The sequence below is a fragment of the Amycolatopsis sp. EV170708-02-1 genome (genome assembly GCF_022479115.1).
Lineage (GTDB): Bacteria > Actinomycetota > Actinomycetes > Mycobacteriales > Pseudonocardiaceae > Amycolatopsis.
Genome location: NZ_CP092497.1, coordinates 6,487,620 through 6,512,089 on the forward strand (window position 1 = coordinate 6,487,620; position 24,470 = coordinate 6,512,089).

At 69.6% G+C, this 24,470-nt stretch carries 29 protein-coding genes; 9 read left to right on the forward strand and 20 right to left on the reverse strand.

Annotated features, from left to right (window positions below; translation table 11 throughout):
• Window positions 1-4 precede the first annotated feature (4 nt).
• The 8 genes from pcaC to MJQ72_RS29460 all read right to left on the reverse strand — a co-directional run bounded on the left by pcaC (window position 5) and on the right by MJQ72_RS29460 (window position 6,561).
• Window positions 5-409: a 4-carboxymuconolactone decarboxylase gene (gene pcaC, locus MJQ72_RS29425; RefSeq protein WP_240594322.1), complete on the reverse strand. Its 405-nt coding sequence runs from the start codon at window positions 407-409 to the stop codon at window positions 5-7.
• Complete coding sequence (pcaD, locus tag MJQ72_RS29430; protein ID WP_240601449.1) at window positions 406-1,185, reverse strand: 3-oxoadipate enol-lactonase; 780 nt, start codon at window positions 1,183-1,185, stop codon at window positions 406-408. Before pcaD ends, pcaC begins: the two co-directional genes overlap by 4 nt.
• Window positions 1,186-1,192: 7 nt before the next feature.
• Complete coding sequence (gene pcaG / locus MJQ72_RS29435; RefSeq protein ID WP_240594323.1) at window positions 1,193-1,741, reverse strand: protocatechuate 3,4-dioxygenase subunit alpha; 549 nt, start codon at window positions 1,739-1,741, stop codon at window positions 1,193-1,195.
• A complete protein-coding gene (gene pcaH, locus MJQ72_RS29440) occupies window positions 1,741-2,475 on the reverse strand; it encodes a protocatechuate 3,4-dioxygenase subunit beta (protein WP_240594324.1) in 735 nt (244 codons plus the stop codon). The genes pcaG and pcaH overlap by 1 nt, the downstream gene beginning before the upstream one ends.
• Before the next feature lie 28 nt (window positions 2,476-2,503).
• Window positions 2,504-3,682, reverse strand: coding sequence for a thiolase family protein (locus MJQ72_RS29445; protein ID WP_240594325.1), 1,179 nt, complete (start codon window positions 3,680-3,682; stop codon window positions 2,504-2,506).
• Complete coding sequence (locus tag MJQ72_RS29450) at window positions 3,679-4,434, reverse strand: CoA-transferase subunit beta (protein ID WP_240594326.1); 756 nt, start codon at window positions 4,432-4,434, stop codon at window positions 3,679-3,681. Before MJQ72_RS29450 ends, MJQ72_RS29445 begins: the two co-directional genes overlap by 4 nt.
• Window positions 4,431-5,240: a CoA transferase subunit A gene (locus MJQ72_RS29455; RefSeq protein WP_240594327.1), complete on the reverse strand. Its 810-nt coding sequence runs from the start codon at window positions 5,238-5,240 to the stop codon at window positions 4,431-4,433. The genes MJQ72_RS29450 and MJQ72_RS29455 overlap by 4 nt, the downstream gene beginning before the upstream one ends.
• 61 nt (window positions 5,241-5,301) lie before the next feature.
• Window positions 5,302-6,561, reverse strand: coding sequence for an NADH:flavin oxidoreductase/NADH oxidase family protein (locus MJQ72_RS29460; RefSeq protein ID WP_240594328.1), 1,260 nt, complete (start codon window positions 6,559-6,561; stop codon window positions 5,302-5,304).
• Between the two features lie 101 nt (window positions 6,562-6,662).
• Between MJQ72_RS29460 and MJQ72_RS29465 the strand changes: the two genes are divergently transcribed.
• From MJQ72_RS29465 to MJQ72_RS29475, 3 genes are all read left to right on the forward strand, one after another.
• A complete protein-coding gene (locus MJQ72_RS29465) occupies window positions 6,663-7,199 on the forward strand; it encodes a TetR/AcrR family transcriptional regulator (protein WP_240594329.1) in 537 nt (178 codons plus the stop codon).
• A 72-nt stretch (window positions 7,200-7,271) separates the two neighbouring features.
• Entirely contained in the window at window positions 7,272-8,189 is a 918-nt protein-coding gene (locus tag MJQ72_RS29470) for an acetoacetate decarboxylase family protein (protein WP_240594330.1), read from the forward strand.
• Window positions 8,186-8,869: a type 1 glutamine amidotransferase domain-containing protein gene (locus MJQ72_RS29475; RefSeq protein ID WP_240594331.1), complete on the forward strand. Its 684-nt coding sequence runs from the start codon at window positions 8,186-8,188 to the stop codon at window positions 8,867-8,869. The genes MJQ72_RS29470 and MJQ72_RS29475 overlap by 4 nt, the downstream gene beginning before the upstream one ends.
• Here the strand turns inward: MJQ72_RS29475 and MJQ72_RS29480 are convergent, their stop codons facing one another.
• Entirely contained in the window at window positions 8,870-9,397 is a 528-nt protein-coding gene (locus tag MJQ72_RS29480; RefSeq protein ID WP_240594332.1) for a hypothetical protein, read from the reverse strand.
• Window positions 9,398-9,556: 159 nt separating this feature from the next.
• Here MJQ72_RS29480 and MJQ72_RS29485 point away from each other — a divergent pair, with 159 nt between their 5' ends.
• Together MJQ72_RS29485 and MJQ72_RS29490 are read left to right on the forward strand one after the other, a co-directional pair.
• On the forward strand, window positions 9,557-10,522 hold the full coding sequence (locus MJQ72_RS29485) for a D-glycerate dehydrogenase (protein ID WP_240594333.1): 966 nt from the start codon (window positions 9,557-9,559) through the stop codon (window positions 10,520-10,522).
• On the forward strand, window positions 10,519-11,643 hold the full coding sequence (locus MJQ72_RS29490) for a glycerate kinase (RefSeq protein ID WP_240594334.1): 1,125 nt from the start codon (window positions 10,519-10,521) through the stop codon (window positions 11,641-11,643). Before MJQ72_RS29485 ends, MJQ72_RS29490 begins: the two co-directional genes overlap by 4 nt.
• Window positions 11,644-11,753: 110 nt before the next feature.
• Here MJQ72_RS29490 and MJQ72_RS29495 read toward each other — a convergent pair whose 3' ends face one another.
• Both MJQ72_RS29495 and MJQ72_RS29500 read right to left on the reverse strand, forming a co-directional pair.
• A complete protein-coding gene (locus tag MJQ72_RS29495; RefSeq protein WP_005153325.1) occupies window positions 11,754-12,065 on the reverse strand; it encodes a hypothetical protein in 312 nt (103 codons plus the stop codon).
• An 81-nt stretch (window positions 12,066-12,146) separates the two neighbouring features.
• Window positions 12,147-12,362, reverse strand: coding sequence for a hypothetical protein (locus MJQ72_RS29500; protein WP_396426884.1), 216 nt, complete (start codon window positions 12,360-12,362; stop codon window positions 12,147-12,149).
• 172 nt (window positions 12,363-12,534) lie between these two features.
• Here MJQ72_RS29500 and MJQ72_RS29505 point away from each other — a divergent pair, with 172 nt between their 5' ends.
• The 3 genes from MJQ72_RS29505 to shbA all read left to right on the forward strand — a co-directional run bounded on the left by MJQ72_RS29505 (window position 12,535) and on the right by shbA (window position 14,557).
• A complete protein-coding gene (locus MJQ72_RS29505) occupies window positions 12,535-12,990 on the forward strand; it encodes a GtrA family protein (protein WP_240594335.1) in 456 nt (151 codons plus the stop codon).
• A 10-nt stretch (window positions 12,991-13,000) separates the two neighbouring features.
• Window positions 13,001-13,351 carry a YidH family protein gene (locus MJQ72_RS29510; RefSeq protein ID WP_240594336.1) on the forward strand — a complete coding sequence of 117 codons (351 nt, stop codon included), beginning with the start codon at window positions 13,001-13,003 and terminating at the stop codon, window positions 13,349-13,351.
• A gap of 549 nt (window positions 13,352-13,900) precedes the next feature.
• Complete coding sequence (gene shbA, locus MJQ72_RS29520) at window positions 13,901-14,557, forward strand: RNA polymerase sigma factor ShbA (RefSeq protein WP_240594338.1); 657 nt, start codon at window positions 13,901-13,903, stop codon at window positions 14,555-14,557.
• Between the two features lie 363 nt (window positions 14,558-14,920).
• Here the strand turns inward: shbA and MJQ72_RS29525 are convergent, their stop codons facing one another.
• The 3 genes from MJQ72_RS29525 to MJQ72_RS29535 are packed head-to-tail and all read right to left on the reverse strand — an operon-like array spanning window position 14,921 to window position 17,012.
• Window positions 14,921-15,745: an amidohydrolase gene (locus MJQ72_RS29525; protein WP_240594339.1), complete on the reverse strand. Its 825-nt coding sequence runs from the start codon at window positions 15,743-15,745 to the stop codon at window positions 14,921-14,923.
• Window positions 15,742-16,713, reverse strand: coding sequence for an aldo/keto reductase (locus MJQ72_RS29530; RefSeq protein ID WP_240594340.1), 972 nt, complete (start codon window positions 16,711-16,713; stop codon window positions 15,742-15,744). The genes MJQ72_RS29525 and MJQ72_RS29530 overlap by 4 nt, the downstream gene beginning before the upstream one ends.
• Window positions 16,710-17,012, reverse strand: a complete 303-nt coding sequence (locus MJQ72_RS29535) for an L-rhamnose mutarotase (RefSeq protein ID WP_063274963.1) — start codon at window positions 17,010-17,012, stop codon at window positions 16,710-16,712. The genes MJQ72_RS29530 and MJQ72_RS29535 overlap by 4 nt, the downstream gene beginning before the upstream one ends.
• 106 nt (window positions 17,013-17,118) lie before the next feature.
• On the opposite strand from MJQ72_RS29535, the gene MJQ72_RS29540 reads away from it, so the two are divergent.
• A complete protein-coding gene (locus tag MJQ72_RS29540; RefSeq protein WP_063274964.1) occupies window positions 17,119-17,829 on the forward strand; it encodes a FadR/GntR family transcriptional regulator in 711 nt (236 codons plus the stop codon).
• Window positions 17,830-17,864: 35 nt separating this feature from the next.
• On the opposite strand, the gene MJQ72_RS29545 is transcribed toward MJQ72_RS29540, so the two are convergent.
• The 6 genes from MJQ72_RS29545 to MJQ72_RS29570 are packed head-to-tail and all read right to left on the reverse strand — an operon-like array spanning window position 17,865 to window position 24,377.
• Window positions 17,865-18,881 carry an ABC transporter permease gene (locus MJQ72_RS29545; RefSeq protein ID WP_219149632.1) on the reverse strand — a complete coding sequence of 339 codons (1,017 nt, stop codon included), beginning with the start codon at window positions 18,879-18,881 and terminating at the stop codon, window positions 17,865-17,867.
• On the reverse strand, window positions 18,878-20,398 hold the full coding sequence (locus MJQ72_RS29550; protein ID WP_240594341.1) for a sugar ABC transporter ATP-binding protein: 1,521 nt from the start codon (window positions 20,396-20,398) through the stop codon (window positions 18,878-18,880). The genes MJQ72_RS29545 and MJQ72_RS29550 overlap by 4 nt, the downstream gene beginning before the upstream one ends.
• Window positions 20,395-21,432, reverse strand: coding sequence for a sugar ABC transporter substrate-binding protein (locus MJQ72_RS29555; protein WP_240594342.1), 1,038 nt, complete (start codon window positions 21,430-21,432; stop codon window positions 20,395-20,397). Before MJQ72_RS29555 ends, MJQ72_RS29550 begins: the two co-directional genes overlap by 4 nt.
• Window positions 21,433-21,457: 25 nt before the next feature.
• Window positions 21,458-22,219, reverse strand: a complete 762-nt coding sequence (locus MJQ72_RS29560; RefSeq protein ID WP_240594343.1) for an SDR family NAD(P)-dependent oxidoreductase — start codon at window positions 22,217-22,219, stop codon at window positions 21,458-21,460.
• On the reverse strand, window positions 22,216-23,517 hold the full coding sequence (locus MJQ72_RS29565; protein ID WP_240594344.1) for an enolase C-terminal domain-like protein: 1,302 nt from the start codon (window positions 23,515-23,517) through the stop codon (window positions 22,216-22,218). Before MJQ72_RS29565 ends, MJQ72_RS29560 begins: the two co-directional genes overlap by 4 nt.
• Window positions 23,517-24,377, reverse strand: coding sequence for a fumarylacetoacetate hydrolase family protein (locus MJQ72_RS29570; protein WP_240594345.1), 861 nt, complete (start codon window positions 24,375-24,377; stop codon window positions 23,517-23,519). Before MJQ72_RS29570 ends, MJQ72_RS29565 begins: the two co-directional genes overlap by 1 nt.
• Window positions 24,378-24,470 lie beyond the last annotated feature (93 nt).

Below are 24,470 nucleotides of genomic sequence, written 5' to 3' on the forward strand. Positions count from 1 at the left end.
AACCCTAGCTCTCACCCTCCTTCTGAGCCGCAGGCTCACCGAGTTCGGCCAGCACTCGCTGGGCCACGGCGAAGGCCGCGTTGGCGGCCGGGGCGCCCGTGTACACGGCGGTGTGCAGCAGGACCTCGGAGATCTCCCGCGCGGTGAGTCCATTGTGGACGGCGGCACGGACGTGCATCGCGAGCTCGTCGTGAGCGCGCAGCGCGGTGAGCGCGGCCAGGGTGACACAGCTGCGGGTCTTGCGGTCGAGCCCGTCACGCGACCAGACCGATCCCCAGGCACCCCGGGTGATGTAGTCCTGGAACGGACGGCTGAACTCGGTGGTGCGCGCGACGGCTCGATCGACGTGCTCGTCCCCGAGGACCTCCCGGCGCACCCTCATGCCGGTCTCGTACGGGTCTTCGCTCATCGGGCGGCCTCCAGATGGTCGAGGATCAAGGCGCTGAACCGCTCCGGCTGTTCGAAACTCCCCAGATGCGCGGCGTCTTCGACGACCTCGAGCCGTGCGTCCGGGATGCCGCCCGCGATCACCTCGGCGTGCCCGACCGGAGTGGCCGGATCCTCGGCACCGGCGATCACCAGGGTCCGCGCCGCGATCTCGGGCAGGTCGCCGACGAGGTCCATCCGTTCGATGGCCTGGCAGGACGCCGCGTATCCCTCGGCGGGGACGCCGGCGATCATCTCGCGCAGGTACTCGGCCTGTTCCGGATACGCGGCGGCGTATCCGGGGGTCAGCCAGCGGCCGACGCCGGCCTCGGCGACCGCCGCGGTGCCGTTCTCCCGGACCGTCTTCGCCCGGTCCGCCCACATGCTCGGCGGCCCGAGTTTCGCGGACGTGCAGCACAGCACGAGACTCGCGACCCGGTCCGGCGCGTTGACGCCGAGCCACATCCCGGTCATCCCGCCGAGCGAGAGCCCGACGAGATGGGCTCGCCCGGCGCCGTGCTCGTCGAGCAGGGCGAGCAGGTCACCGCCGAGATCCGCGAGCGTGTACGGCCCGGCCGGGACCGGCGACGCGCCATGGCCGCGGTTGTCGTACCGGATCACCCGGAAACCCCGTGCCACCAAGGGTTTCACCTGCGGTTCCCACATGCGGTGATCGCTGCCGAGCGATCCGCTGAACACCACGACCGGGCCGTCGGCTGGCCCCTCCGCGATGCTGTGCACCTTCACCGGCGGGGACATCGAGAAACTAGACATCGAAGAACACCGTCTCCCCTTCGCCCTGCAACCGGATGTCGAACCGGTAGCCGTCGCCGGTCTTGGTGGCGATCAAGGTGCCCTTGCGCGCCTCCGGGACCGACGCCAGCACCGGATCCCCGGAGTTGTCGTTGTCCTCGAAGTAGATCCGCGTGACCACCCGGTGCAGAAGCCCGCGCGCGAACACCGAGACGTCGATATGCGGCGCCTGCGTGCCACCCGCCGGGCCGGGCAGGGAGCCGGGCATGATCGTCCGGATCTCGTAATCGCCGTTCGTGTCGGTGGGACAGCGGCCGAAGCCCCGGAACCCGCTCGTGACCGCTCCGCGCGGGTCGTCCGGGTGATCGAACCGGCCGTCGGCGTCGGCCTGCCAGGTCTCGATCATCGCGTCGGGCACCGGCTCCCCCGCGCCGTCGAGGACACGGCCGTGGACGCGGATCGCGCCCGGTTCGCCCGCGGGGACGACGTCCGGCCCGTCCGGCCAGGGCAAGCCGATGGACAGGTACGGGCCGACGGTCTGGGAAGGCGTCGTCTCCGGCATCAGTGCTCGTCCTCCTCGTCTTCGAAGACCGAAGCCTCCCGGCCGCGCACGACGATGTCGAACTGGAAGGCCAGCGCCCACTCGGCTTCCGTGCGGTCGAGGTCGAAGCGCGCGATCATCCGTTGCCGTGCCTTCTCGTCCGGGATGGAGTTGAAGATCGGGTCCTGCGAGAACAGCGGGTCTTCCGGGAAGTACATCTGGGTGACCAGCCGCTGGGTGAACGCGCTGCCGAAGACGGAGAAGTGGATATGCGCCGGCCGCCAGGCGTTGTCGTGGTTCTTCCACGGGTACGCGCCCGGTTTGATGGTGGTGAAGGTATAGCGCCCTTCGGCGTCGGTGAGCGTCCGGCCCGCGCCGTCGAAGTTCGGGTCCAGCGGCGACGGCCAGCGGTCCCCGGTGTGCCGGTACCGGCCGCCCGCGTTCGCCTGCCAGATCTCCACGAGCGAATCGCGGATCGGCCGCCCGTCGCCGTCGAGCAGCCGCCCGGTGACGATGATCCGCTGGCCCTGCGGCTCCCCCGCGTGGCCCTTGGTGAGGTCGTTGTCGAATTCGCCGATCCGGCCGGGGCCCAGCGCGGGCCCGGTGACCTCGGTCAGCAGATGCGGGAGCACGATCAACGGTTCCTTGGGATGCCGCAGCGCCGTCGACCGGTATCCGGCGTAGCCGAGCGGCGGATGCGTGCCTTCCGGATCGCGCCGGTAGCGCGGGAGACTCAGTTCTGCGGGTGCGGCCATGCTGTTCCCTCCAGCGCTGGTCAGTGGGTCACTGGGCTTCGAGGACGACGGCCAGCCCCTGACCGACGCCGATGCAGATGGCGGCCAGGCCCCACCGGCCGCCGCTGCGGCGCAGGTGGTGGGCCAGGGTGCCGAGGATCCGGCCGCCGGAGGCACCCAGCGGATGCCCGATCGCGATCGCGCCGCCGTTCACGTTGACGATCTCCGGGTCGAGCTTCGACCAGTCCCGCAGGCAGGCCAGCGACTGCGCGGCGAAGGCCTCGTTCAGTTCCACCGCCGCCAGGTCTTCCCAGCCGATCCCGGCCCGCTCCAAGGCGATCTCGGCGGCGCGCACCGGGCCGATGCCGAAGACGTCCGGGTCGACGCCCGCCGCGCCCCGGCCGGCGATCCGGGCCAGCGGCGCCTTGCCGAGCCGCTTAGCGGCCCTCTCGTCGCCGAGCAGCAACGCGGAGGCGCCGTCGTTCAGCGGCGACGCGTTCGCCGCCGTGACCGTCCCTTGTGGACGGAAGACGGGCTTCAGCTTCGCGAGCTTCTCCTGGCTGGAGTCCGGCCGGATGCCTTCGTCGCGGGCGAGTTCGACACCCTCGACCGGGACGACGTGGTCGTCGTAGAAGCCCTCGTCCCAGGCGCGGGCGGCGTTGACGTGGCTGCGGACGGCGAACGCGTCCTGCTCGTCGCGGCCGATGCCGTAGCGCTCCGCGAGCTGCTCGGTGGACTCGCCGAGCGAGACCGTCCACTGCTCGGGCATCTTCGGGTTGACCATGCGCCAGCCCAGCGCGGTGGAGTACAGCGTCTGGTTGCCCGCCGGGAAGGCCTTCTCCGGTTTCTGCATGACCAGCGGCGAGCGGCTCATCGACTCGACGCCGCCCGCGACGGCGAGCGAGGCGTCGCCGACCTGGACCGACCGGCTGGCCTGCATGACGGCGTCGAGACCGGAGCCGCACAGCCGGTTGACCGTGGCACCGGGCACGGTCGTCGGCCAGCCCGCCAGCAGCGCCGCCATCCGCGCGACGTTGCGGTTGTCCTCGCCCGCGCCGTTCGCGTCGCCGAGCACGACCTCGTCGACGGTGGCCGGGTCGAGGTCGTTGCGCTCGGCCAGTGCCCGCAGCACGGTGGCGGCGAGATCGTCCGGGCGTACCCCGGACAGAGCGCCGCCGTACTTGCCGAACGGGGTACGGATGGCGTCGAACAGGAAGACGTCGGTCATGCGCTCGCCCTTTTGAGGTCTCGGAGGATGCGGAGCTCTGTCTCTGTCGGCGCCGGGGTGGTGCCCAGGTCGCCGGACACCTTCAGTTTCCACCCGGTCGCTTCGACGACCTGATCGACCTCGACGCCGGGGTGCAGTTCGGTGAGCGTGAGCTCGGCGGTCTCGGGGTCGGGCCGCATCAGGCCGAGGTCGGTGACCACCAGCGTCGGCCCGGCGCCGGGGAGGCCGAGACGCTCGCGATCGCCCTTGCCGGTGCCGTGGCCGAACGACGTCACGAAGTCGACCTTTTCGACGAACGTGCGGGTGCTCTGCCGGAGCACCACGAACACCTCGCGGCAGGAGGCGGCGATCTCCGGGGCCCCGCCCGCCCCCGGCAGACGCACCTTGGGGCTGCCGTAGTCCGGGCCGATGACGGTGGTGTTGATGTTGCCGAACTTGTCCAGCTGGGCGGCGCCGAGGAAGCCGACGTCGATCCGCCCCGGCTGGAGCCAGTAGTTGAAGACCTCGGGGACACTGACCACGGCGTCCGCGGTGTCGGCGAGTTCGCCGTCGCCGATGGACAGCGGGAGCCTGGTCGGTTTGGCGCCGAGGCACCCGGACTCGTAGATCAGCGTCAGATTCGGCGCGTGCCCGCGGCGGGCCAGGTTGGCGGCCGTGCTGGGCAGGCCGATGCCCACGAAACAGGACATCCCGTCGCCGAGCGCGCGGGCCGCGGCGACGCTCATCATCTCGTCGGAGGTGTACTCGGTCATGCCTTCACTCCCGTCAGCTCCTCGAGCCAGCGGGTGAAGCTCTCCCGGTCCCGGCCGATCTCGTCCCATGCCTGGTAGGCGTCGTTGTCCCGCTCGTAGTAGCCCGCCGCGTACGACGGCCGCGCGCCGCCGGGCACCTCGGCCACCGCGGTGACGGCCCACGACGGCAGCACGATCGCGCCGGGCCGGGGCTCCAGCTCGTCGACGACCTCCTCGACGGTGACCAGCGACCGTTTCGCCGCGAGCACCGCCTCCTTCTGGACGCCGGTGATACCCCAGATCTGGACGTTCCCGGACCTGTCGGCGCGCTGGGCGTGCACGACGGTGACGTCCGGGTTGAGAGCGGGGACGGCGGCCAGCCGCTCACCGGTGAACGGGCAGGTGATGGGTTTGATCGTGTCGGTCTGCGCGGGAAGATCCGTGCCGGTGTAGCCGCGCAGGACGGCGAACGGCAGCCCCGAAGCACCGGCGACGTACCGATTCGCCATGCCCGCGTGACTGTGTTCCTCGATCTCCAGCGGCACCGGCCAGGAGTGCTGGACCGCGTCACGGAACCGGTGCAGCGAGCCGACCCCGGGGTTGCCGCCCCACGAGAAGATCAGCTTGCTCGCACAGCCGGCGCCGATGAGCTGGTCGTAGACGATGTCCGGCGTCATGCGGATCAACGTCAGGCCGGTGCGGCCCTGGCGGATGATCTCGTGGCCGGCGGACACGGGGATGAGGTGCGTGAAACCCTCGAGCGCGACGGTGTCCCCGTCGTGTATCAGCCGTGCCACGGCCTCCTTCAACGACAGCAGCTCCGCCATCCCACCCTCCCAGGCCGTACATGTTCGGATCGCGCACACATGTTCTGCATATGAACATAGCTCAGCCGGCGCGACCGTGCAACCAAGCGCGATAGCGCCGAAGCGCGACGGCCTGCAACAGCGTCTCCACCACGAGCGCCCGTTTCGGGTCGATACCGGGCTTGGTACGCCGTCCCGCGCCGAGCCGGCGCAGCTGGCGCCGGACGCGGGCCATGCTCGCGGCGGACGCGACGGCCTTGTCGCCGATCCGGACCGGCGCGAGTTCCACCCCGGCGTCCGCGTCGTGCCGCCACTTGGCGGGCAGGTCCGGGTCGACGGCCAAGGCGGTGCCCATTCCGACGAGTTCCACGCCGCTCGCCAGGACCTCTTCCGCGACGCGCCTGCGGACCACGCCTCCGGTCAGCATCAGCGGCAGCGCGCTGGTCCGGACGAGCTGTTCGGCGAGAGACAGGAAGTACGCCTCCCGCGCGCGAGTGCGGTCGTCGCCGGACTGCCCGGTCATCGCCGGGCTCTCATAGCTGCCACCCGACAGTTCGACCAGGTCGACGCCGAGCGGTGCGAGCATCGCGATGACCGACGCGGCGTCGTCGGCGTCGAAACCGCCACGCTGGAAGTCCGCGGAGTTGAGCTTGACGGCGACGGCGAACCCGGGCGCCACGACGGCACGGACCGCGCGGACGACGTCGAGCAGGAATCGGGCCCGGTTCTCCAGACTTCCTCCCCACCGGTCTTCGCGACGATTGGCCAGCGGGGACAGGAATTGCGAGAGCAGGTAGCCGTGCGCCGCGTGGATTTCGACGCCGTCGAAACCGGCGCCTTCGGCGCGGCGGGCGGTCTCGGCGAACCGGGCCACGGTCTCCTCGATCCGCCGCGCGGACATCTCGACCGGCTCGGCGAACCGTTCGCTGTTCCTGCCGACGTCGACACGGACGGCCGACGGACCCCAGGCGACGCCGGGCATGTCCGCCCGCACCTGGCGCCCGGGATGGTTGATCTGCATCCACACCCGCGCCCCGCCGCTCTTGGCCGCCGACGCCCACCGGCGGAACGGCTCCAGCGGCGAGTCCGCGTCGAGGACGACACCCGCAGGACCGGTGAGCGCCTCCGCGTGGACCATGACGTTACCGGTGATGAGCAGACCCGCCCCGCCCTCGCTCCACCGTCGATACAGCTCGAACAAGGGCTTGCCGGGCAGCTGCCCCGAGCTCGCCATGTTCTCCTCCATCGCGGCCTTCACCAGGCGATTCGGCAGCGTCGAACCACCGGGAAGGGTGAGCGGCTCGAACACCGGTGAGAAGGTTTTCTCTGCTGCGGATGACATCCTTGCTCCCGAACGAGGTATGTTTACATTGCTCACATGAGCTTAGGAAGGGGATGTAAGCAGTGTCAACATCGACGAAGAGTGGCTACCATCACGGCGACTTGAGGGCGTCACTGCTGACCACGGCGATGCGCATGCTCGAAGCCGGCGAGCAGTTCTCCTTGCGCGCCGTCGCACGCGAGGCGGGCGTCTCTGCGACCGCGCCATACCGGCACTTCGCCGACAGGGACGCCCTGGAGTCGGCGCTGGCCGCGCAAGGATTGCGCGACCTGAAAGAAGATCTCGCGAAAGGGCGCGAGCTCCCGGCTTCCGTGGACGACCTGGCCGAACTCGCGGTCACCTACGTCGATTTCGCCCTGCGCCGCCCGGCGTTGTTCCGGCTGATGTTCGGAAACGCCTGCGACACGGGGAGCGAGGAGCGCGTCCAGGCCGCGGCGGACATTCACGACCTCTTGCGACTGGCGATGACACAGGTGTTCTCCGAACCCTCGGACGCGCTCACCTCGGCGGGCTGGGCACTCGCCCACGGGCTCGCGTACTTGTTCCTGGACGGCAAACTCCAGGTGGAGTCGGACGACGAGATCGCCGAGCAGGTGCGCGCCGCCTTCACCGCGATCCTGGCGGCACGACCGCGCTAACCGGTGTTGACAGTGCTTACATCGAAACCTAGAGTCTCGAATGTAAGCATCGTAAACATTCCAGGAGATCCGATGCCACAGGACACGGTCACCGTCGATCTGGGTGGACACTCGGTCGACGTCCCGAAAGGCGGCCTGTACGACCGCTACCGCATGGACACCGACCTCGACGCGGTCGCCGCCGACCCGCGCGTGAGCGGCGTCGGCTTCTTCCGGCGGCTCCCCAAGGCACGGGTCGAGTCGCCGATCGGCCCGACGCTGACGCCCAACTTCTACTACCGGATCGCGACGGCCCGGCTGACGCTGATCGCGCCCTCCCGGGCGATCCGGCGCCGTCTCCCCGAAGAGCTGTCGCCGCTGGAGATCGCACCGGGCCTCGGCCTGGTGTCGGTGATGATGTTCCGGTACGACGTCTGCGACATCGACTTCTACACCGAGGCCGCCGTGGGCGTCGCGGTCCGTCCCGCCCGGCACGGAGGGCTCGGGTTCTTCGATCTCGTGACCGGGCTCAAGAACGAGCATCTTCACTCGTACGTGCTGTCCCTCCCGGTCAGCAGCGACATCGCCCAGGTCCGCGGCCACGACGGCTACGGATTCCCGAAATGGGTGACGAGCCTCGACGTCGACATCGACGCCGAGCGCACCGAAGCGCGCGTGGCGAACGACCGCGGCGGGACCGACCTCGTCCTTTCCGCGGCGACACCACGCCAAACCACGCACGAGTCCGGCGACCAGGTCTCGAGTCTCACCTCGTACACCACCATCGGGGGCGCGTGGCATGCGACGCTGAGCCAGACGAACGTCCTCTCGGCCGGAAGCACGATGTTCCCGCGTGGTGCCGGCCTCCGGCTGGGCGAGGGACGCCTCTCCGATGACCTGCGCTCGCTCAACGCCCGCAAGCCGATCCGCCTCGACGTGATGACCGAAGGGCAGCTCGCGCTCCACATGCCGGTCCCCACCTCCGTCCGCGAACAGGAGGCCCGCAAATGACCACACGCGTCTTGAACGTCGTCACCAACGTCGGCCACTACGACGATCCGTCCCACCCGACCGGCTTGTGGCTTTCCGAGCTCACGCACGCCCACCACGTCTTCGCCGAACGCGGCTTCGAGCAGACGATCGTCAGCCCGCTGGGCGGACGATCGCCGCTCGAACCCCGATCGCTGAAGTTCCCCAACTACGACAAGACCGCCAAGGCCTGGCACGCCGATCCGGAACGGATGGCGCTGCTGGAGAACACCGCCGCCCCGGACGAGATCGACTCGGCGGATTTCGACGCGATCTACTTCACCGGCGGCCACGCGGTCATGTACGACTTCCCCGGCAGCGAGGGACTACAGCGGATCACCCGCGAGATCTTCGAACGCGGCGGCATCGTTTCCTCCGTCTGCCACGGTTACTGCGGTCTGCTGAACACCAAGCTGTCCGACGGCTCGTATCTCGTCGCGGGACGCAAGGTCACCGGCTTCGCCTGGCGCGAGGAAGTCCTCGCGAAGGTGGACAAGCTCGTGCCCTACAACGCCGAAGAAGAGATGAAGAAACGCGGCGCGCGCTACGAAAAGGCGAAGCTGCCCTTCGTCTCCTACGCCGTGGTCGACGGCAACCTCGTCACCGGCCAGAACCCGGGATCCGCGAAGGAGACGGCGAAGAAGGTGGCGGACCTGCTGTGATCAGCCGATCCCGCTGCCGGGCGGGAACCATTCGACGGCCTTGAAGTCGCCGCTCTCGACCCGTTCGACGGTCGCGCTGCTCAGGCACGGCGGCACGATGTGCTTCTGCTCGGGGTCGGGACCCCAGCTGTAGCCGAGCCTGTCGCGCTTGCCGTTGTCGTACACCGTCATCCCGACCCGGCGGTCCTTGAGGCCGGGGACGTTCGTGTCCTCGACGATGCCCGTGACGACGGCGACCGGACCGCCGACGACCAGGCAGTCGACCCGGCCGCGGAAGTAGGCGGAGAACCCGCCGCCGACGTGGCTCACCCGGAACGTTCCCTTACTCTCCGGGAAGAGACCGTGCGCGTCGAAGGCGAACCGGACGTCCTGGCCGTCCTTGCGCAGCATCTTGGCGCTGCCGACCAGGCTCGGTTCGGCAGGCTTGCCCTTGCCCGCTTCCGCGCCCGACGCCGGACCGGCCGCGACGAGCGTCGTGGCGAGGACCATCGCGGCACCGACGGCCGCGAGTTCTCGTGATCGGTTCATGTTCCACCCCTGGAATCCCCTGGTCACGGAGCTTTTCCGCGCTTCTCACCATCCCGGGGCGCCGGACGATGACGACTCCCCCGCACAGGGGAAGCGCCTCCCTCATAACGGGGATTTCCGGTATTTGGGATACCAAGCGCCGCACACTAGGCTGGGCGGGTGGCCTCGACGATCGCGGTGACCCGGTGGATTCCCGACGAAGCGCTGAAAGTGCTCGCCGAGGCCGGGGAGGTGAAACTGTCGCGCGCCGACCGGCCGCTGACGCCGGACGAACTGCGTGAGTTCGTCCGCGGCTCGTCCGCGATCGTCGGCATGCTGCACGACCGGATCGACGGGGCGGTCGCCGACGCTGCGGGCCCGGCGCTGAAGGTCGTGGCGAACGTGGCCGTCGGCTACGACAACATCGACGTCCCGGCGCTGACCGGCCGCGGGATCACCGTCACCAACACCCCCGGCGTGCTCACCGACGCCACCGCGGATCTGGCGTTCGGGCTGATCCTCGCGGTCACCCGACGGCTCGGCGAGGGCGAACGGCTGCTCCGCTCGCGCACCCCCTGGTCGTTCCACCTGGGCTTCCTGCTCGGCTCTTCGGTGCAGGACAAGACACTGGGGATCGTCGGGCTCGGTCAGATCGGGCAGGCGGTCGCGCGGCGGGCGCTCGGTTTCGGCATGCGGATCGTCTACTCAGGACGGTCGCGGGCCGCCGAAGACGTCGAGAAGACCTTGGGCGCGGAGTACCTGCCCTTCGACGAGCTGCTGCGAAGCTCCGACGTCGTGTCGCTGCACTGCCCGCTCACGCCGGAGACCCGGCATCTCGTCGACGCGGACGCGCTGAAGGCGATGAAACCGGGCGCGTACCTGATCAACACCACGCGCGGCCCCGTCGTCCACGAGGCCGCGCTGGCCGACGCGCTCGAAGCCGGGGAGATCGCCGGTGCCGGCCTCGACGTGTTCGAAGCCGAACCCGAGGTCGAACCACGCCTGCTGGATCGCGAAAACGTCGTCTTGACGCCGCATCTCGGATCGGCGACGGTCGAGACCCGTACTGCCATGGCCGTGCTCGCGGCCGAGAACGTCGCGTCGGTGCTCACCGGCGGAAACCCGCTGACGGAGGTTCGTCCATGACTCGTGTGGTCATCGCGCCCGACAAGTTCAAGGGAAGCTTGACCGCGGTCGAGGCCGCGGAGGCGATCGCCCACGGCGTCCGCGACGCGCTGCCCGAAGCCGAGGTCTCCTCTTGCCCGGTCGCCGACGGCGGCGAGGGAACGCTCGACGTCCTCATCGCGGCTGGTGGCCGTCTCGTGGAACTCCCTGTCCGCGGGCCGCTCGACGACACCGTCGACGCCCGCTACGTGACCCTCGACGGAACGGCCTACATCGAATCGGCCCGCGCTTGCGGGATCGAGTTCGTCGAGCCGAGCCCGGAGGTGGCGCTCGCCGCGCACACCTGGGGCGTCGGGGAACTGCTCGCGCACGCGCTCGACAACGGCGCGCGGCGGCTGGTGCTGACGGTCGGCGGGACGGCGAGCACCGACGGCGGCGCCGGGATGCTCGCGGCGCTGGGCGCCGGGGTCTTCGACGCGTTCGGCGCGCCGGTCGGGCTCGGCGGCGGCACGCTGGGCCGGGTCGCGCTGGCCGAACTCGGCCCGGTGCGGGAACGGCTCGGCTCCGTCGAGGTCGCCGTCGCCACCGACGTCACGAACCCGTTGCTCGGCCCGCGGGGCGCGGCCGCGATCTTCGGACCGCAGAAAGGCGCGGGCCCGCGCGAAGTCGAGCAACTGGACGAGTCCCTGTCCCGCTGGGCGCAGGCGTTGCGGAACGCTGGGGCCCCCGACGTCTCCGACCTTCCCGGAGCGGGCGCGGGTGGCGGGGTGGCCGCGGGCGCGATCGCGGGACTCGGCGCGGGAGTCGAATCCGGATTCCAGCTCATCGCCGGGCTCACCGGTGTCGCCGGCGCCATCGAACACGCCGACCTCGTCATCACCGGCGAAGGCTCATTGGACGAGCAGAGCCTCGACGGCAAGGCCCCGGCAGGCATCGCGGCCCGCGCGCGGGAGCACGCGGTACCGCTGATGGTGCTGGCCGGGCGGATCCAGCTGGACCAGAGCCAGCTCACCGGCCTCGGGGTTGTGGGCAGCGCCGCCCTGATCGACCACGCGCCTTCACTCGACCACGCGCGTGCGCACGCGGCGGAACTCCTGCGCGAGCGGGCCGGCGAGCTGGTCCGCGCCTGGGCCCGGACCTGAGCTTGCCGAATCCGTGAAGGCCTCCTTGAGGGGCATGGATGGCCCTCAAGGAGGCCTTCACGGACCGGACCCGCGACCGGCGCGCGAAGAAGTCTGAGAGTCCTGCGGGCTCAGCTGCCGGGCTGCGGCTGGGCCTGCGGGAGTACGGCGAAGGCGACTTCGCCGGTCTCGTCCTGCTGGACGTCGAGGACCTTGTCGTCGAGCAACGCGGCCGCTTCCGGCTCCAAGAACACCTTCGGCCCGCCGTCGGCGCCGAGTACCTTGTCGCCGCTTTCCGGCTCCGGGGCGACGGAAACCGCGAGCTGAGGACTGTCCCCCTGCTGGGAATGCATGGCGAACCGCAGCCCGCCTCCATCCTGGCCGTTCTCCTGCCCGGTCAGTGCGGTGATCGCCTCGGCGGCGGCTTCGGTGACTGTCAGCATCTCTGCCCTTCCTTCGTCGCGGTCTTGCACTTGACCGACCACGCTAGGGGGTGTCGGCATGGCCCGCCGTGTGAGTGAAGATCATTTTTCGCCGACGTCCGGCTCCTCTTCGGCCAGCCGCATGCCGTGCGACTCCCCTTCGCGGATCTCCGCGGGTGTGGTGCCGAACCGGTCGGCCCCGCTCCAGTGCTCGGGTGGCTCGCCCCCTTCTTCGAGCGGGTCGACACGGAGTTCGTCCTCGTCGAGCGCTTCGCTGGGATTCAGCGTTTCCGGCTCCGCGGTCTCACGGTCGCTCATCGGCCGCTCCCTCCTGGTCGGACGTCGACCGGGGCGTGCTGTACTCGACCCCGTCCCTGTGGCTTACCCGGCGTCTCCGCAGGCCAAACGGCGGCGCTGTCGCGGGGATCACAGTTTCTCAGGTGGTTCATTAGCTTCACAAGTTTGTGAAACAAGGAGTAGCGTCGTCGGTATGACCACCACCAGGTGGGCGCCAGGGCACCGGATCATCCGGCGCGCGCCGGAGCGGCACCACGAACTCGGCAACCATGCCGCTTGGTACGTCGTCGCCGGTGTCGCGGCCACCGGCCTGCAGGCGGTGCTGTTCCTTCTCCTGCAGCCGTTCCTCGGCCCGCAACTGGCCAATCTGATCGCGCTCGCGGTCACGACCGTCGGGAACACCGAGTTCCACCGCCGGGTCACCTTCGCCACCCGGAAGAGCCACGCGGGCAAGCGGCATTTCCAGGATCTGGTGACCTTCGCCTTTTACGCCGCGTACGGCTCGATCGTGCTCGCGTCCCTCGACGCGGTGATCACCGAGCCGACCGCGCTGGAACAGACCGGCGCGCTTCTCGCGGCGAGCGTCGTGGGCGGCATCGCGCGCTTCGCGGTCCTTCGCTGGTGGGTCTTCGCGCGCCGGAACGCCTAGTCTTCATCGCGTGGCAGAGATCAACGGCCCGCACGACGGCGGCTCGGAACCCGATTACCGATTCACGCTCGCCAACGAACGGACCTTCCTCGCCTGGCTCCGGACAGCACTGGGCCTCCTGGCCGGCGGCGTCGCCGTCCACCAGCTGGTCCCCGATCCGACCGCGCTGAGCACCGTCCTGGCGGGGCTGTGCGTCGTACTGGCCGCCGTGCTCGCGGCGAGCGCCTATCCGCGCTGGCGGCAGGTGCAGACCGCGATGCGCGCGGGACGGCCGCTGCCGAAGAGCGGGATGCTACTCCTGCTCACCGCCGGAATCCTCGCGATCACCCTGACGGCCGCGGCGCTGGTGGTCTTCTCGTGAACCCGGCCGATCACGGAGCGCAAGCGGAACGGACCGGGCTGGCGTGGCGCCGGACCGCACTCGCGGCTACTGCCTGCACACTCCTGCTCTTGCACACCGCGGCCCGGCGAGGCTGGGGCACGGCGGTCGTCCCGGTCGCGTTCGCGGGGGCCATGGTGATCACCTTCGCCGCCGTCGGCGCCATCCGTGAACGAGCACTGCGCCGTGCCGGAACTCCGAAACCTCTTAACCCGATCCTTGCTGTCACAACGTCGGCACTCGTCGTAGCGACGGCTGTCGCACTGATCGCGGTGCGCTAAGTCCCGCGCACGTCCAGCGACGCCGAGGCCCCTTTCCGCGACGCAGAGTCTCGGTTGTATTAAGCCGACTCCGGCGAATGGGCTATCTCTAGTTGAAATCTTTACTGCCGCCCGACCGGCGCCTACGATTACGCTGCGTCGCAACGGCGGCAGATGAATCTGATCTTACGGAGCATCTGCCGCCCTCAATCGTTACGGAGTGTTGACCCCTCGACAGCGACGGTCGCAGGGTCGGCCGGGGAGGACGACCATGCAAGGACTTTCCAGCGCGTCCAGAACCGTCACCCCCGATGCGGTCCCCGGATACACGACTCCGGAGAACCTGCCTCGACCGGGCGGACGGCTGACGAAGGAGGATCTCGACCCCCTCGTCAAGGACGCGGGCGACGGGAATCCCGCCGCGATCCAGTCGCTGCTGCGGATGATCGGGCCCGTCGTGGTCCGGTACTGCCGCGCCAGAATGGGTGGCCGCGACCTGTCCTACCTGTCGGCGGACGACGTCGCGCAGGAAGTGTGCATGGCGGTGCTGAAGGCACTTCCCGGCTACCAGGATCGCGGCGGTTCGTTCCTCTATCTCGTGCACGCCATCGCCGCCAACAAGGTCGCCGACGCCTATCGCGCGGTCTCCCGTGACCGGTCGGAGCCGGTACCGGAGCTGCCTGAGCGGCCCATCGGCGACAACGAGCCCGAAACCCACGCCCTGCACCTGGACCTCGGTGCCCGCCTCAGCCGCCTGCTCTCCACCCTCCCGCGGGTGCAGCAGGAGATCCTCGCCCTCCGCATCGCCGTCGGCCTGTCCGCCGCCGAGACCGCCGAGGCGCTCGGGATCTCGGCCGGCAACGTGCGCGTGACGCAGCACCGCGCGCTGGCCCGCCTGCGGACGATGGTCAAGCAGGACGAGTTCTGATCTTCCTTCCCCCTGCCGCAGGTCGTTGATCGGCGGCTCCCAGGCGCCCGGACCCCGCGCCGCCCACTTTCTTCCCTCCCCCGGTTCGGCCGGGGTTTCGTCGTATCTCGTGACTCGCGTGGAGGTGGCGTCCTCGCCAGACGGGCCGAAGGGAGCTTTCGCCGCGTCTAATGCGGCGAAAGGCCCCTTCGCGTCTTTCTGGTGGCGCCCTGTTCGCCTTACCTCCCCCAGATTCGGCGAGTCGAGTGCGCCCCATGTGGCATGGGAGACGGTGAGCGTCCCCGATGCCACATCGGGCGCATCCGGGGAGCGGGCGTTGCGGCGGCTCGGCAAGCGACGGCACGATCGCCTGCCTCCTAACACTCACGAGAGGCGGTAGGCCCGCCGCGCCGTCCCGTCGAAGAAGTCCAGCCGCTCGGCATCGCTCAGCGAGCCGGTCAGCGAAAACGCCGTGTCCACGACGACTTCGTACGCGGCCGCGAGTTCGCAGACCGGCCAGTCGGAGCCGAACATCAGGCGCGAAGCCCCGAACGACTCCAGCACGTGCTCGGCCCAGCGTGCCAGCTGGCCGACCTTCCACCGCGCCCAGTCCGCCTCGGTCACCAGCCCCGAAAGCTTGCAGTACACGTTGTCCAGCTCCCCCAAAGCCGCGACACCGTCCGCCCACGGCTGCCATTCGCCCGAGGCGATCGGCGGCTTCGCGGCGTGGTCGAGCACGAAGACCTGATCCGGCAACGCTTTCGCGGCGGCGAGCGCCGCGGGAAGCTGAGGCGGCTTCACCAGCAGGTCGTACGCCAGCCCGGCCTCGCCGAGGGCGGCGAGCCCGCGCAGCACGTCGGGCCGCGTCAGCCACGACGGGTCCGGCTCGTCCTCCACCTGATGCCGGATCCCCACCAGCGGCCCGGAAAACGAGGCCACGCGCTCGGCGACGTCCGGTGCGGTGAGGTCGGTCCAGCCGACGACACCGGCGATGAGCGGCTCCGCCTGAGCCGCCGAAAGGAACTCGCGTGTCTCCTCCTCCGACGAGACCGTCTGCACCAGCACGGTCCCCTTCACCCCCGCCGCCTTCGTCACCGCGCGAAGATCGTCCACTGTGTACGGACGGCGGATCGGTTCCAGCGCCGTGCCGGTCATCCACGGGTAGTCCCGCCGCGACGGGTCCCAAAGGTGGTGGTGCGCGTCGATCACGGCTGTCCTTCCTCCCGCAGCACGGTGTCCTCACGCAACAGTCCCGCACGGATCAGGTCCGTCCACAACTCGCGCGGCACCGGGCGCCGGAAACGTTCCGCGTTGAGCCGGACCTGGCCGGGATCGTGCGCGCCGACGACGACGGACATCACCGACGGATGCGCGGCGGGCAGCGCCAAAGCGGCTTGCGGGAGTTCGACATCGTGCCGCGCGCAGACGTCGGCGATCCGCTGGGCCCGCTCGACCAGTTCGGCGGGAGCCTCGGCGTAGTCGTACATCGTGCCCGGCGTCGCGGTGGCGAGGATCCCGGCGTTGAACGCGCCGCCAGCCACCACGTCCACGCCGCGTTCCGCGCACAGCGGAAGAAGATCGTCGAGTGCGGGCTGATCGAGCAAGGTGTACCGGCCCGCCAAGAGGATCACGTCGAGATCGAACCGGCGGACGAACTCCGCGAGCATCGGCGCCTGGTTCATCCCGGCCCCGATGGCGTCGACGACGCCCTGTTCGCGCAATTCGAGCAGCGCGGGGAAAGCACCGTCGACGGTGTCCTCGAAATGCTCGTCGGGGTCGTGCACGTAGACGACGTCGACGCGGTCGAGCCCGAGCCGCTCCAGACTGTCCTCAAGCGACCGGAGGATCCCGTCGCGGCTGAAGTCCCAGCGTCGTCTGTACGCGGCGGGAACGACGAAACCCTGCGAGTCGGTGCGCGAAGCGCCGCCGGGATCGGGCTCCAGCACCCGGCCCACCTTGGTCGAAACGACGAAGTCCGCGCGGGGACGAGCCGCGAGCGCCGCGCCCAGCCGTCGTTCCGACAGCCCGAGACCGTAGTGCGGCGCGGTGTCGAAGTACCGGATGCCTTCGTCCCACGCCTGCCGGACGGTCGCTTCGGCCGTCTCGTCGGTGATGGCGTGGTACAGGTTGCCCAGCTGCGCGCAGCCGAGCCCCAGCGGGGACAACGGGATCTTCACGGAAGCTCCCAAACGAGGCCGATACCCGAATCCTTGCCCGAGTAGTCGTCTTCGACGTCGAGCAGTTCCGACATCCTGGCCTGCCAGGGAATGTTGGCCGGATGATCGCGCAGGACCGCGCGCATCTTCGCGTAGTCCTCGACCTCCACCACGTGGAACAGGTCGAGACCGTCCCGCCAGATCCGCCACGAACGCACGCCCGCACCGCGCAGGGCTTCGTCCAGGTCAGGCGGGATGACGGCGTGGACCGACTCGTACTCCGCCTCCTTGCCCGGCTTCAGCCGGGTGTGGAGTGCCACTCTTTGTAGTGCGACATCGTGGGTCACCGCGCCTCCTTCGTTCGAAACATGGCACTCTGTCAACTAACACTCAAACATCCGAGGTCTTCGGGGAGGGCGGTGGAACATGCCGGTCACCGATGTCGCGATCGACAAGATCAAGGACATGATCATCTCCGGCGAGCTGGCTCCCGGCGACAGGCTGCCGAAGGAGGCCGAACTGGCCCAGCGGCTCGGCCTGTCCCGCAGTTCGCTGCGTGAGGCGGTGAAGGCGCTGTGCCTGATCCGCGTGCTCGACGTCCGCCAGGGCGACGGGACGTACGTCACCAGCCTCGAACCGAATCTCCTCCTCGACGCGATGACGTTCGTGGTGGACTTCCACCGCGACGACACCGTGCTCGACTTCCTCGCCGTCCGCCGGATCCTCGAACCGGCGGCGACGGCGCTGGCCGCACTCCACATGAGCGACGAGGACATCGCGGAACTAGGCCGCCTGCTCGACGAACTGGCCGACTCGCCCACGGTGGAGGCGCTGGTCGCGAACGACCTGCAGTTCCACCGCAAGATCGCCGACGGCTCCGGCAACCCCGTGCTGTGCTCGCTGCTGGACAGCCTGTCCGGCCCCACCGCGCGCGCCCGCATCTGGCGCGGACTCACCCAGGAGGGCGCGGTCGCGAAGACCCGCGAGCAGCACACGGCGATCTACGAGGCCATCGCGGCCCGTGAGCCCGAGCTCGCGCGTTCGTGGGCCACCGTGCACGTGGCGGGGGTGGAGCAATGGCTCCGCAACGCGCTCGGCACGGCCGACGACCCCACTTCGGCCGCGGAAGCCTCCTGACACCGCTCTCTCCTCCGTTCGTCCCGTGAAGGCTGCTAGGTCTGGGCCTTCCCGCCGGCATACCGCGAGATGATCAACGCGACCAGGATGATCACGCCGTAGATCGCCTTCAGCCATTCCGGCGGCACCTGCGCCACCTGCAGCAGGTTGGTGACGGTCTGCAGCAGGAGCACGCCGGTGAGCGCCCCGACCAGAGTGCCCTTCCCACCGTCCAGTGAGACACCGCCGATCACCGCAGCGGCGAACACCTGAAGGATCAATCCGTCGCCCTGATCCGCGCCGAGCGCGCCGACGTAGCCGGTGTACGCGAGCCCGCCGAGCGCGGCCAGCACACCGGCGACCACGAAGACACCCCACGAGATCCGGTCGACGCGGATGCCTGCGGCCCGCGCGGCCTCGCGGTTGCCGCCGATGGCGTACAGCGACCGGCCGATCCGGTGATATCGCAGCCCGAGCCCGAACACGGTGAACAGCGCCGCGGCCAGCCACACCGACATCGGCAGCCCGATGAACGTCGTCGTGGCCAGCGCGGTGAACACGTCCAACTGGTCGAAGAGCGTCTTCCCCTGGGTGGACCCGATCTGCGTGCCGCGCAGCACCGTCAGCATCGCCAGGGTGACGATGAAGGCGTTCAGCTTCAGTTTGACGATCAGGAAACCGTTCACGAAGCCGACCGCGGCACCGGCCACCAGCACGGCGAGGATGCCCGCGAAACCGGGGATCTCGGTACCGAAACCCGACGAGGCCACCGGGATGACCAGCATCGCGCCCAGTGCGGGCGCCATGCCCATGGTGGATTCCAGTGACAGGTCGAACTTCCCGGTCAGCAGCACGAGCGATTCGCCAAGCACCACCATCGACAACGCGGCCGAGGCGGACAGGATCCCGACGATGCTGCCGAAGGTCAGGAACGTGTCGCTGATCAGTCCTCCGATGATCAGGACCACGATGAGCGCCGGCACGAGCGCGAGTTCGCGCAGCCAGCGGAACTTCCGGCGCTTCGGCGGGGCCGCGAGCGTCGAAGTCTTCGGATCGGTCATCAGCTCGGTCACCGTTCGACTCCTTCGATGTCGGCCACCAGGTCGCCGTCGGACCAGCCCGCCCGGTGTTCGGCGACCACGGCGCCGGCGCGCAGCACCAGCACCCGGTCGCTCAGACGAAGATCGTCCAGCTCGTCGCTGACGATCAGCACCGCCTTGCCCTCGGCGCGCACCCGGTCGACGACCGCGAGCAGCGCCTCCTTCGATTTCACGTCCACCCCCGCGGTCGGGTTGATCAGCACCACCAGGCGCGGGTCACCGGCCAGCGCGCGGGCCAGCACGACCTTCTGCTGGTTGCCGCCGGAAAGGTCGGACACCGGCTGGTCCGCGTCGGCCGCGACGATGTCGTAGTCCCGCAACGCCCGCGCGGCCCGGCCGTACCGCGCACCCGGTGCCGCGAGACCACCCTTGCCCATGCGATCCAGAATGGACAGTGTGGCGTTGTCCGCGATGGAATGCTCCAGCACCAGTCCCTCGTGATGCCGGTCCCTGGGCACACAGCCGATTCCAGCGCGGATGGCGGCCGGGATGTCGCCGGGTTTCAGCGGTTTCCCGTCCACCCGTACCGTGCCGGAGGACGGGGACCGCAGTCCGTACACGGTTTCGGCGACCTGGTGCTTGCCGCTGGCGTTGCTGCCCGCGAGCCCGATCACCTCGCCGCGGTGGATCCGGAACGTCACGCCGGAGAAGCCGTCACCGGAAAGCCCGTCGACCGCCAGCACCTCGTCGGCGTCCGCGTCCAACGCCTCGCGCGTGGCGGCGTCACGGACGGAAAGACCGCCCTGTTCGCCGGTCATCGCGTCGATCAGTTCGGCACGGCCGACCTCCGAGACCGGCGCCGTCAGGATGTGCTTCGCGTCGCGCAGCACGGTGACCGCCTGGCAGACCTCGTACACCTCGTGGAGGTGATGCGAGATGAACAGGAACGTCACCCCGTTGGCCTGCATCTGGCGCATCCGCGCGAAAAGCCGGTCGATCGCCTGGCTGTCCAGCTGTGCCGTCGGCTCGTCGAGCACGATGAACCGGGCACCGTAGGAGAGCGCCCTGGCGATCTCGACGAACTGCCGGTCCTCGACCGAAAGCTCGCCCGCCGGGGTGTCGACGTCGACGCCGACGTCCCAGGAGTCGAGCAGTTCCCGTGCCTGACGGCGCAATCGCTGCCAGCCGATCGCGAATCCCTTGCCCGATTGCCGATTGAGGAACAGGTTCTCCGCGACGGTCAGCTGCGGGACGACCATCGCGTGCTGGTACACGCAGGCGACCGCGCGTTTCCAATCGTCCTGCTTGGACAGCGGCGGCGCCGGGACACCACCGAACTCGACGTGCCCGGTGTCCGTTTTGGACAGTCCGGTGAGGATGGAGACGAGCGTCGATTTCCCCGCCCCGTTGCGGCCGACAAGCGCGTGCGACTCGCCGGGGTGCACGGTGAGGCTGACGTCGGACAGCGCCACGGTCGGCCCGTAGCGTTTGCCGACACCCTGTGCGCTGACCACCGGCACGGCGGCGGACCCGGCGGGCAGCGCGCTCACAGGTTGTTCCCCCAGAGTGCCTTGTCGTCCACGTTGTCCTTGGTGACGACGGGCGCGGGGAGCTGGTCTTCGAGAGTTCCCGGCCGGACCTCGACGACGGTGCTGCCGTGTTCGGTCGGCCCGGCCTTGAAGGTCTCCCCCGCCATCGCCTTCTTGATCCAGTACATGCCGTACTTGGCGTAGTCGTCGGCGGGCTGGGAGACGGTCGCGTCGAGTTCGCCCGCGCGGATCGCGGCCAGCTCCTGGGGGATCCCGTCGTTGCTGACCAGCACCACATGCTTCGGGTCACCGACCGGGAAGTAGAGGTTCTTGCGTTTGAGCGCCTGCTGCGTCGGCGCCAGGTACACACCGCCCGCCTGCATGTACACGGCCTTGATGTCCGGGTTCGCGGTCAGCAGGCTGTCCAGGCCGGACGAGGCCTTGTCCGCCTTCCATTCGGCGGCGACCTCCAGCACCTGGACGTCCGGGAACTTCGTCTTCATGCACTGCCGGAACGCTTCGGAGCGGTCGCGGCCGTTGACCGAGGCAAGGTCGCCCATGACCTGCACGACCTTGCCCGAGGTGACCTTCGCGCCGATCGCCTCGCAGGCCTTGGTGCCGTACGCCTTGTTGTCCGCGCGCACGACCATCGCGACCTTGCCGCCCTCGGGCGCGACGTCGACGGCCACCACCGGGACACCCTTGTTCTCCGCCGCCTTGAGACCCGCCACGACGGCGGCGGAGTCCAGCGGTGTCACAACCAAACCCTTGATGCCCTGGTTGAGCAGGGTGTTGATGTCGGTGATCTGCTTCGCCGGATCGCTGTCGGCGTTGACCGTCGGCAGCGCCTCGACGCCCTGTTCCTTCGCCTTCAGCGGTACGTAGTTGTTGTAGGCCTGCCAGAACGGCGAGGTCAGCAACGGGATCGTCGCGCCGACCTTGCCGCCTCCGCCCGCACCCGGTTGGGGAGCATTGTCCTTTGTGGACCCACACGCCGACAGGGCCAGCCCGAGCACGGTGGCCGCGGCGGCCACGTTGATCACCCTCGTACGCACCGCATCCTCCTTGATGACAGCGAAACTACTGGTGGTGGACCGGGCCGCGCGGACGCAACCCGTACATCCCTCCGTCGACGGCGAGAGCCGTTCCGGTGGTCGAAGCCGAAAGCGGGCTGGCGAGATACACCACCGCGTTCGCGACCTCGTCGGCGGTGACCAGCCTGCCCATCGGCTGACGGGCGGCCAGCGCGGCGCGTTCGGCCTCCGGATCGGCCGCGGCGTCGAGCAGCCTGCCGACCCACGGGGTGTCCGCGGTGCCGGGGCAGACGCAGTTCACGCGGATCCGGTCGGCGAGGTGGTCGGTCGCCATCGCCAGGGTCAGCGAGAGCACCGCGCCCTTGCTGGCCGAGTACAGCGCGCGGTTGGGCAGGCCCGCCCACGCGGCGATCGAACAGGTGTTGACGATCGCGGCCGACGGCGAGTTCTTCAGATGCGGCAACGCCGCCCGCGCGAGCCGCACCATGCCGACGACGTTGATGTCGAGCACCCGGTGCCATTCGTCGTCGCCGTTGGCGGTGACGTCGCCCTGCGCGCCGATGCCCGCGTTGTTGACCAGGACGTCGAGGCGGCCGAACCGGTCGGCGACCGCGGCGATCGCCGACCGGACCTCCTTGTCGGAGCCGACGTCGCAGCGGAATCCGGTGAGACCTTCGGGAAGGTCGCCGGGATTCAGGTCGAGCACCGCGACCTTCGCCCCGCGTGCGGCGAGCAGGTCCGCGGTGGCCCTGCCGATTCCCGAGGCACCGCCGGTGACGGCGGCGACGAGGCCTTCGAACTCACTCACTGGTTTGTCTCCGTCCACTCTGGACCGTCGGGGAAGGTGAACCGGCGCAGGGTCGCGTCGTGCATCCGGGCGGAGAAGCCCGGCGCGGACGGGGCGACGTAGCGGCCGTCGACGACGGCGGCCGGATCGGTGAAGTGCTCGTGGAGGTGGTCGACCCATTCGATGGACCGGTCGGTGTCGCTCCCGGACACCGCCACGAAGTCGAACATCGACAGGTGCCGGACGAGCTCGCACAGCCCGACCCCGCCGGCGTGCGGGCACACCGGGACGCCGAATTTGGCCGCCAGCAACAGGATCGCCAGGTTCTCGTTGAACCCGCCGACCCTGGCGGCGTCCAGCTGCAGTACCGAGATCGCGCCCGCCTGCAGGAGCTGTTTGAACACCACGCGGTTCTGGACGTGCTCGCCGGTGGCCACCCGGATCGGGGCGAGCGCCTTGGCGATCGCGGCGTGCCCGAGCACGTCGTCCGGGGAGGTGGGTTCCTCGATCCAGTACGGGTCGTACGGCGCCAGCGCGGTCATCCAGGTGATCGCGGTCGAGACGTCCCAGCGCTGGTTCGCGTCGACGGCGACCCGGATGTCCGGGCCGACGGTCTCGCGGGCGAGCTTCATCCGGCGGACGTCGTCCTCCAGATTCCCGCCGACCTTCAGCTTGATCATCTCGAAGCCGTCCGCGACCGCCTGTTCGGCGAGCCGGACGAGTTTCGCGTCCGAGTAGCCGAGCCAGCCGGGGGAAGTGCTGTACGCGCGGTAGCCGTCGCGCTCGATCTTGGCGATCCGCTCGGCGCGGCCGGGCTCCGCCGCGCGGAGGATGTCGAGCGCTTCCTGCTCGGTCAGCGCGTCGGAGAGATAACGGAAGTCGACGAGGGAGACCAGGTCCTCGGGCGACATCCCGGCGGCGAACCGCCAGACGGGCAACCCGGCGATCCGCGCGGCGAGATCCCACGCGGCGTTGACGACCGCGCCGATCGCCATATGCGCGACCCCCTTTTCCGGGCCGAGCCAGCGCAGCTGCGAGTCGCCGACCAGTGCCCGCGAGAGGTCGCCGAGCGCGGCCGCGTCGGTGGGCACGTCCCTGCCGACGACGTGCGGTTCCAGCGCGCGGATCGCCGCGGCCTGGACGTCGTTGCCGCGCCCGATGGTGAAGGCGAGCCCGTAACCGTCCGGGCCGCCGTCGGTGTGCAGCACGACGTACGCGGCCGAGTAGTCCGGGTCCGGGTTCATGGCGTCCGAACCGTCCAGCTCCCGCGAAGTGGGGAAGCGGACGTCGAGCACCTCCATGCCCACGATCTTCGCCATCACGCCTGCCTGACGTTCTGGCGCTGGCGGCCGAGGCCGTCGATCTCGAGCTCGATGACGTCACCTTCGCGCAGGTACGGCTTGGGGTCCTGCTGTCCGAGCGCGACACCCTGCGGGGTGCCGGTGTTGATGAGGTCTCCGGGGCGCAGCACCATGTACTGGCTCACGTAGTGCACGATCTCGGCGACCGAGAAGATCATGTCCTTGGTCGACGAGTCCTGCTTCTTCTCGCCGTTGACCCACAAGCGCAGGCCGAGGTCCTGCGGGTCGGCCACCTCGTCGGCGGTGACCAGCCACGGGCCGAGCGGGTTGAAGTTCTCGCACGACTTGCCCTTGTCCCAGGTGCCGCCGCGTTCGAGCTGGAACTCGCGCTCGGACACGTCGTTCGAGACGGTGTAGCCGGCGACGTACTCCAGGGCTTCTTCGGCGCTTTCGAGGTAGCGCGCGGTCTTGCCGATGACGACGCCGAGCTCGACCTCCCAGTCGGTCTTGGCCGAACCACGCGGCACGAGCACGTCGTCCTCCGGACCGACGACGACGTCGGGGGCCTTCATGAAGACGACGGGCTCGGCCGGGACCTCGGCACCGGACTCCTCGGCGTGCTGCCGGTAGTTGAGGCCGATGCAGACGACCTTGCCGGGCCGCGCGATCGGCGCGCCCACCCTGGCCCGCGCGGATTCGGGACCGGCTTCGGGCAGCTCACCGGCGGCCAGCGCGGCCGCGACCCTGGCGACGCCGTCGCCCGCGAAGAAGCTGCCATCGATGTCGGCGGTCAGCGCCGAGAGGTCGCGCAGCGTGCCGTCCCCGGCACGTACGAACGGACGCTCACTTCCCGGCTCCCCGAGTCGCAACAGCTGCACGGATTTTCCCTTCCAACCGAACCGTCAAGAATCAACGGTTCCCAACAGACATCCGATGTATACCCGACGACCTTCGAGGAGATCTAGGGGTCG

Bases quoted from the DNA above. Each gene is read 5' to 3' on its own strand.
- pcaC (WP_240594322.1), bottom strand. From the start codon at position 409: ATGAGCGAAGACCCGTACGAGACCGGCATGAGGGTGCGCCGGGAGGTC.
- pcaD (WP_240601449.1), bottom strand. From the start codon at position 1,185: ATGTCCCCGCCGGTGAAGGTGCACAGCATCGCGGAGGGGCCAGCCGAC.
- pcaG (WP_240594323.1), bottom strand. From the start codon at position 1,741: ATGCCGGAGACGACGCCTTCCCAGACCGTCGGCCCGTACCTGTCCATC.
- pcaH (WP_240594324.1), bottom strand. From the start codon at position 2,475: ATGGCCGCACCCGCAGAACTGAGTCTCCCGCGCTACCGGCGCGATCCG.
- MJQ72_RS29445 (WP_240594325.1), bottom strand. From the start codon at position 3,682: ATGACCGACGTCTTCCTGTTCGACGCCATCCGTACCCCGTTCGGCAAG.
- MJQ72_RS29450 (WP_240594326.1), bottom strand. From the start codon at position 4,434: ATGACCGAGTACACCTCCGACGAGATGATGAGCGTCGCCGCGGCCCGC.
- MJQ72_RS29455 (WP_240594327.1), bottom strand. From the start codon at position 5,240: ATGGCGGAGCTGCTGTCGTTGAAGGAGGCCGTGGCACGGCTGATACAC.
- MJQ72_RS29460 (WP_240594328.1), bottom strand. From the start codon at position 6,561: ATGTCATCCGCAGCAGAGAAAACCTTCTCACCGGTGTTCGAGCCGCTC.
- MJQ72_RS29470 (WP_240594330.1), top strand. From the start codon at position 7,272: ATGCCACAGGACACGGTCACCGTCGATCTGGGTGGACACTCGGTCGAC.
- MJQ72_RS29475 (WP_240594331.1), top strand. From the start codon at position 8,186: ATGACCACACGCGTCTTGAACGTCGTCACCAACGTCGGCCACTACGAC.
- MJQ72_RS29480 (WP_240594332.1), bottom strand. From the start codon at position 9,397: ATGAACCGATCACGAGAACTCGCGGCCGTCGGTGCCGCGATGGTCCTC.
- MJQ72_RS29490 (WP_240594334.1), top strand. From the start codon at position 10,519: ATGACTCGTGTGGTCATCGCGCCCGACAAGTTCAAGGGAAGCTTGACC.
- MJQ72_RS29495 (WP_005153325.1), bottom strand. From the start codon at position 12,065: ATGCTGACAGTCACCGAAGCCGCCGCCGAGGCGATCACCGCACTGACC.
- MJQ72_RS29500 (WP_396426884.1), bottom strand. From the start codon at position 12,362: ATGAGCGACCGTGAGACCGCGGAGCCGGAAACGCTGAATCCCAGCGAA.
- MJQ72_RS29505 (WP_240594335.1), top strand. From the start codon at position 12,535: ATGACCACCACCAGGTGGGCGCCAGGGCACCGGATCATCCGGCGCGCG.
- shbA (WP_240594338.1), top strand. From the start codon at position 13,901: ATGCAAGGACTTTCCAGCGCGTCCAGAACCGTCACCCCCGATGCGGTC.
- MJQ72_RS29540 (WP_063274964.1), top strand. From the start codon at position 17,119: ATGCCGGTCACCGATGTCGCGATCGACAAGATCAAGGACATGATCATC.
- MJQ72_RS29565 (WP_240594344.1), bottom strand. From the start codon at position 23,517: ATGGCGAAGATCGTGGGCATGGAGGTGCTCGACGTCCGCTTCCCCACT.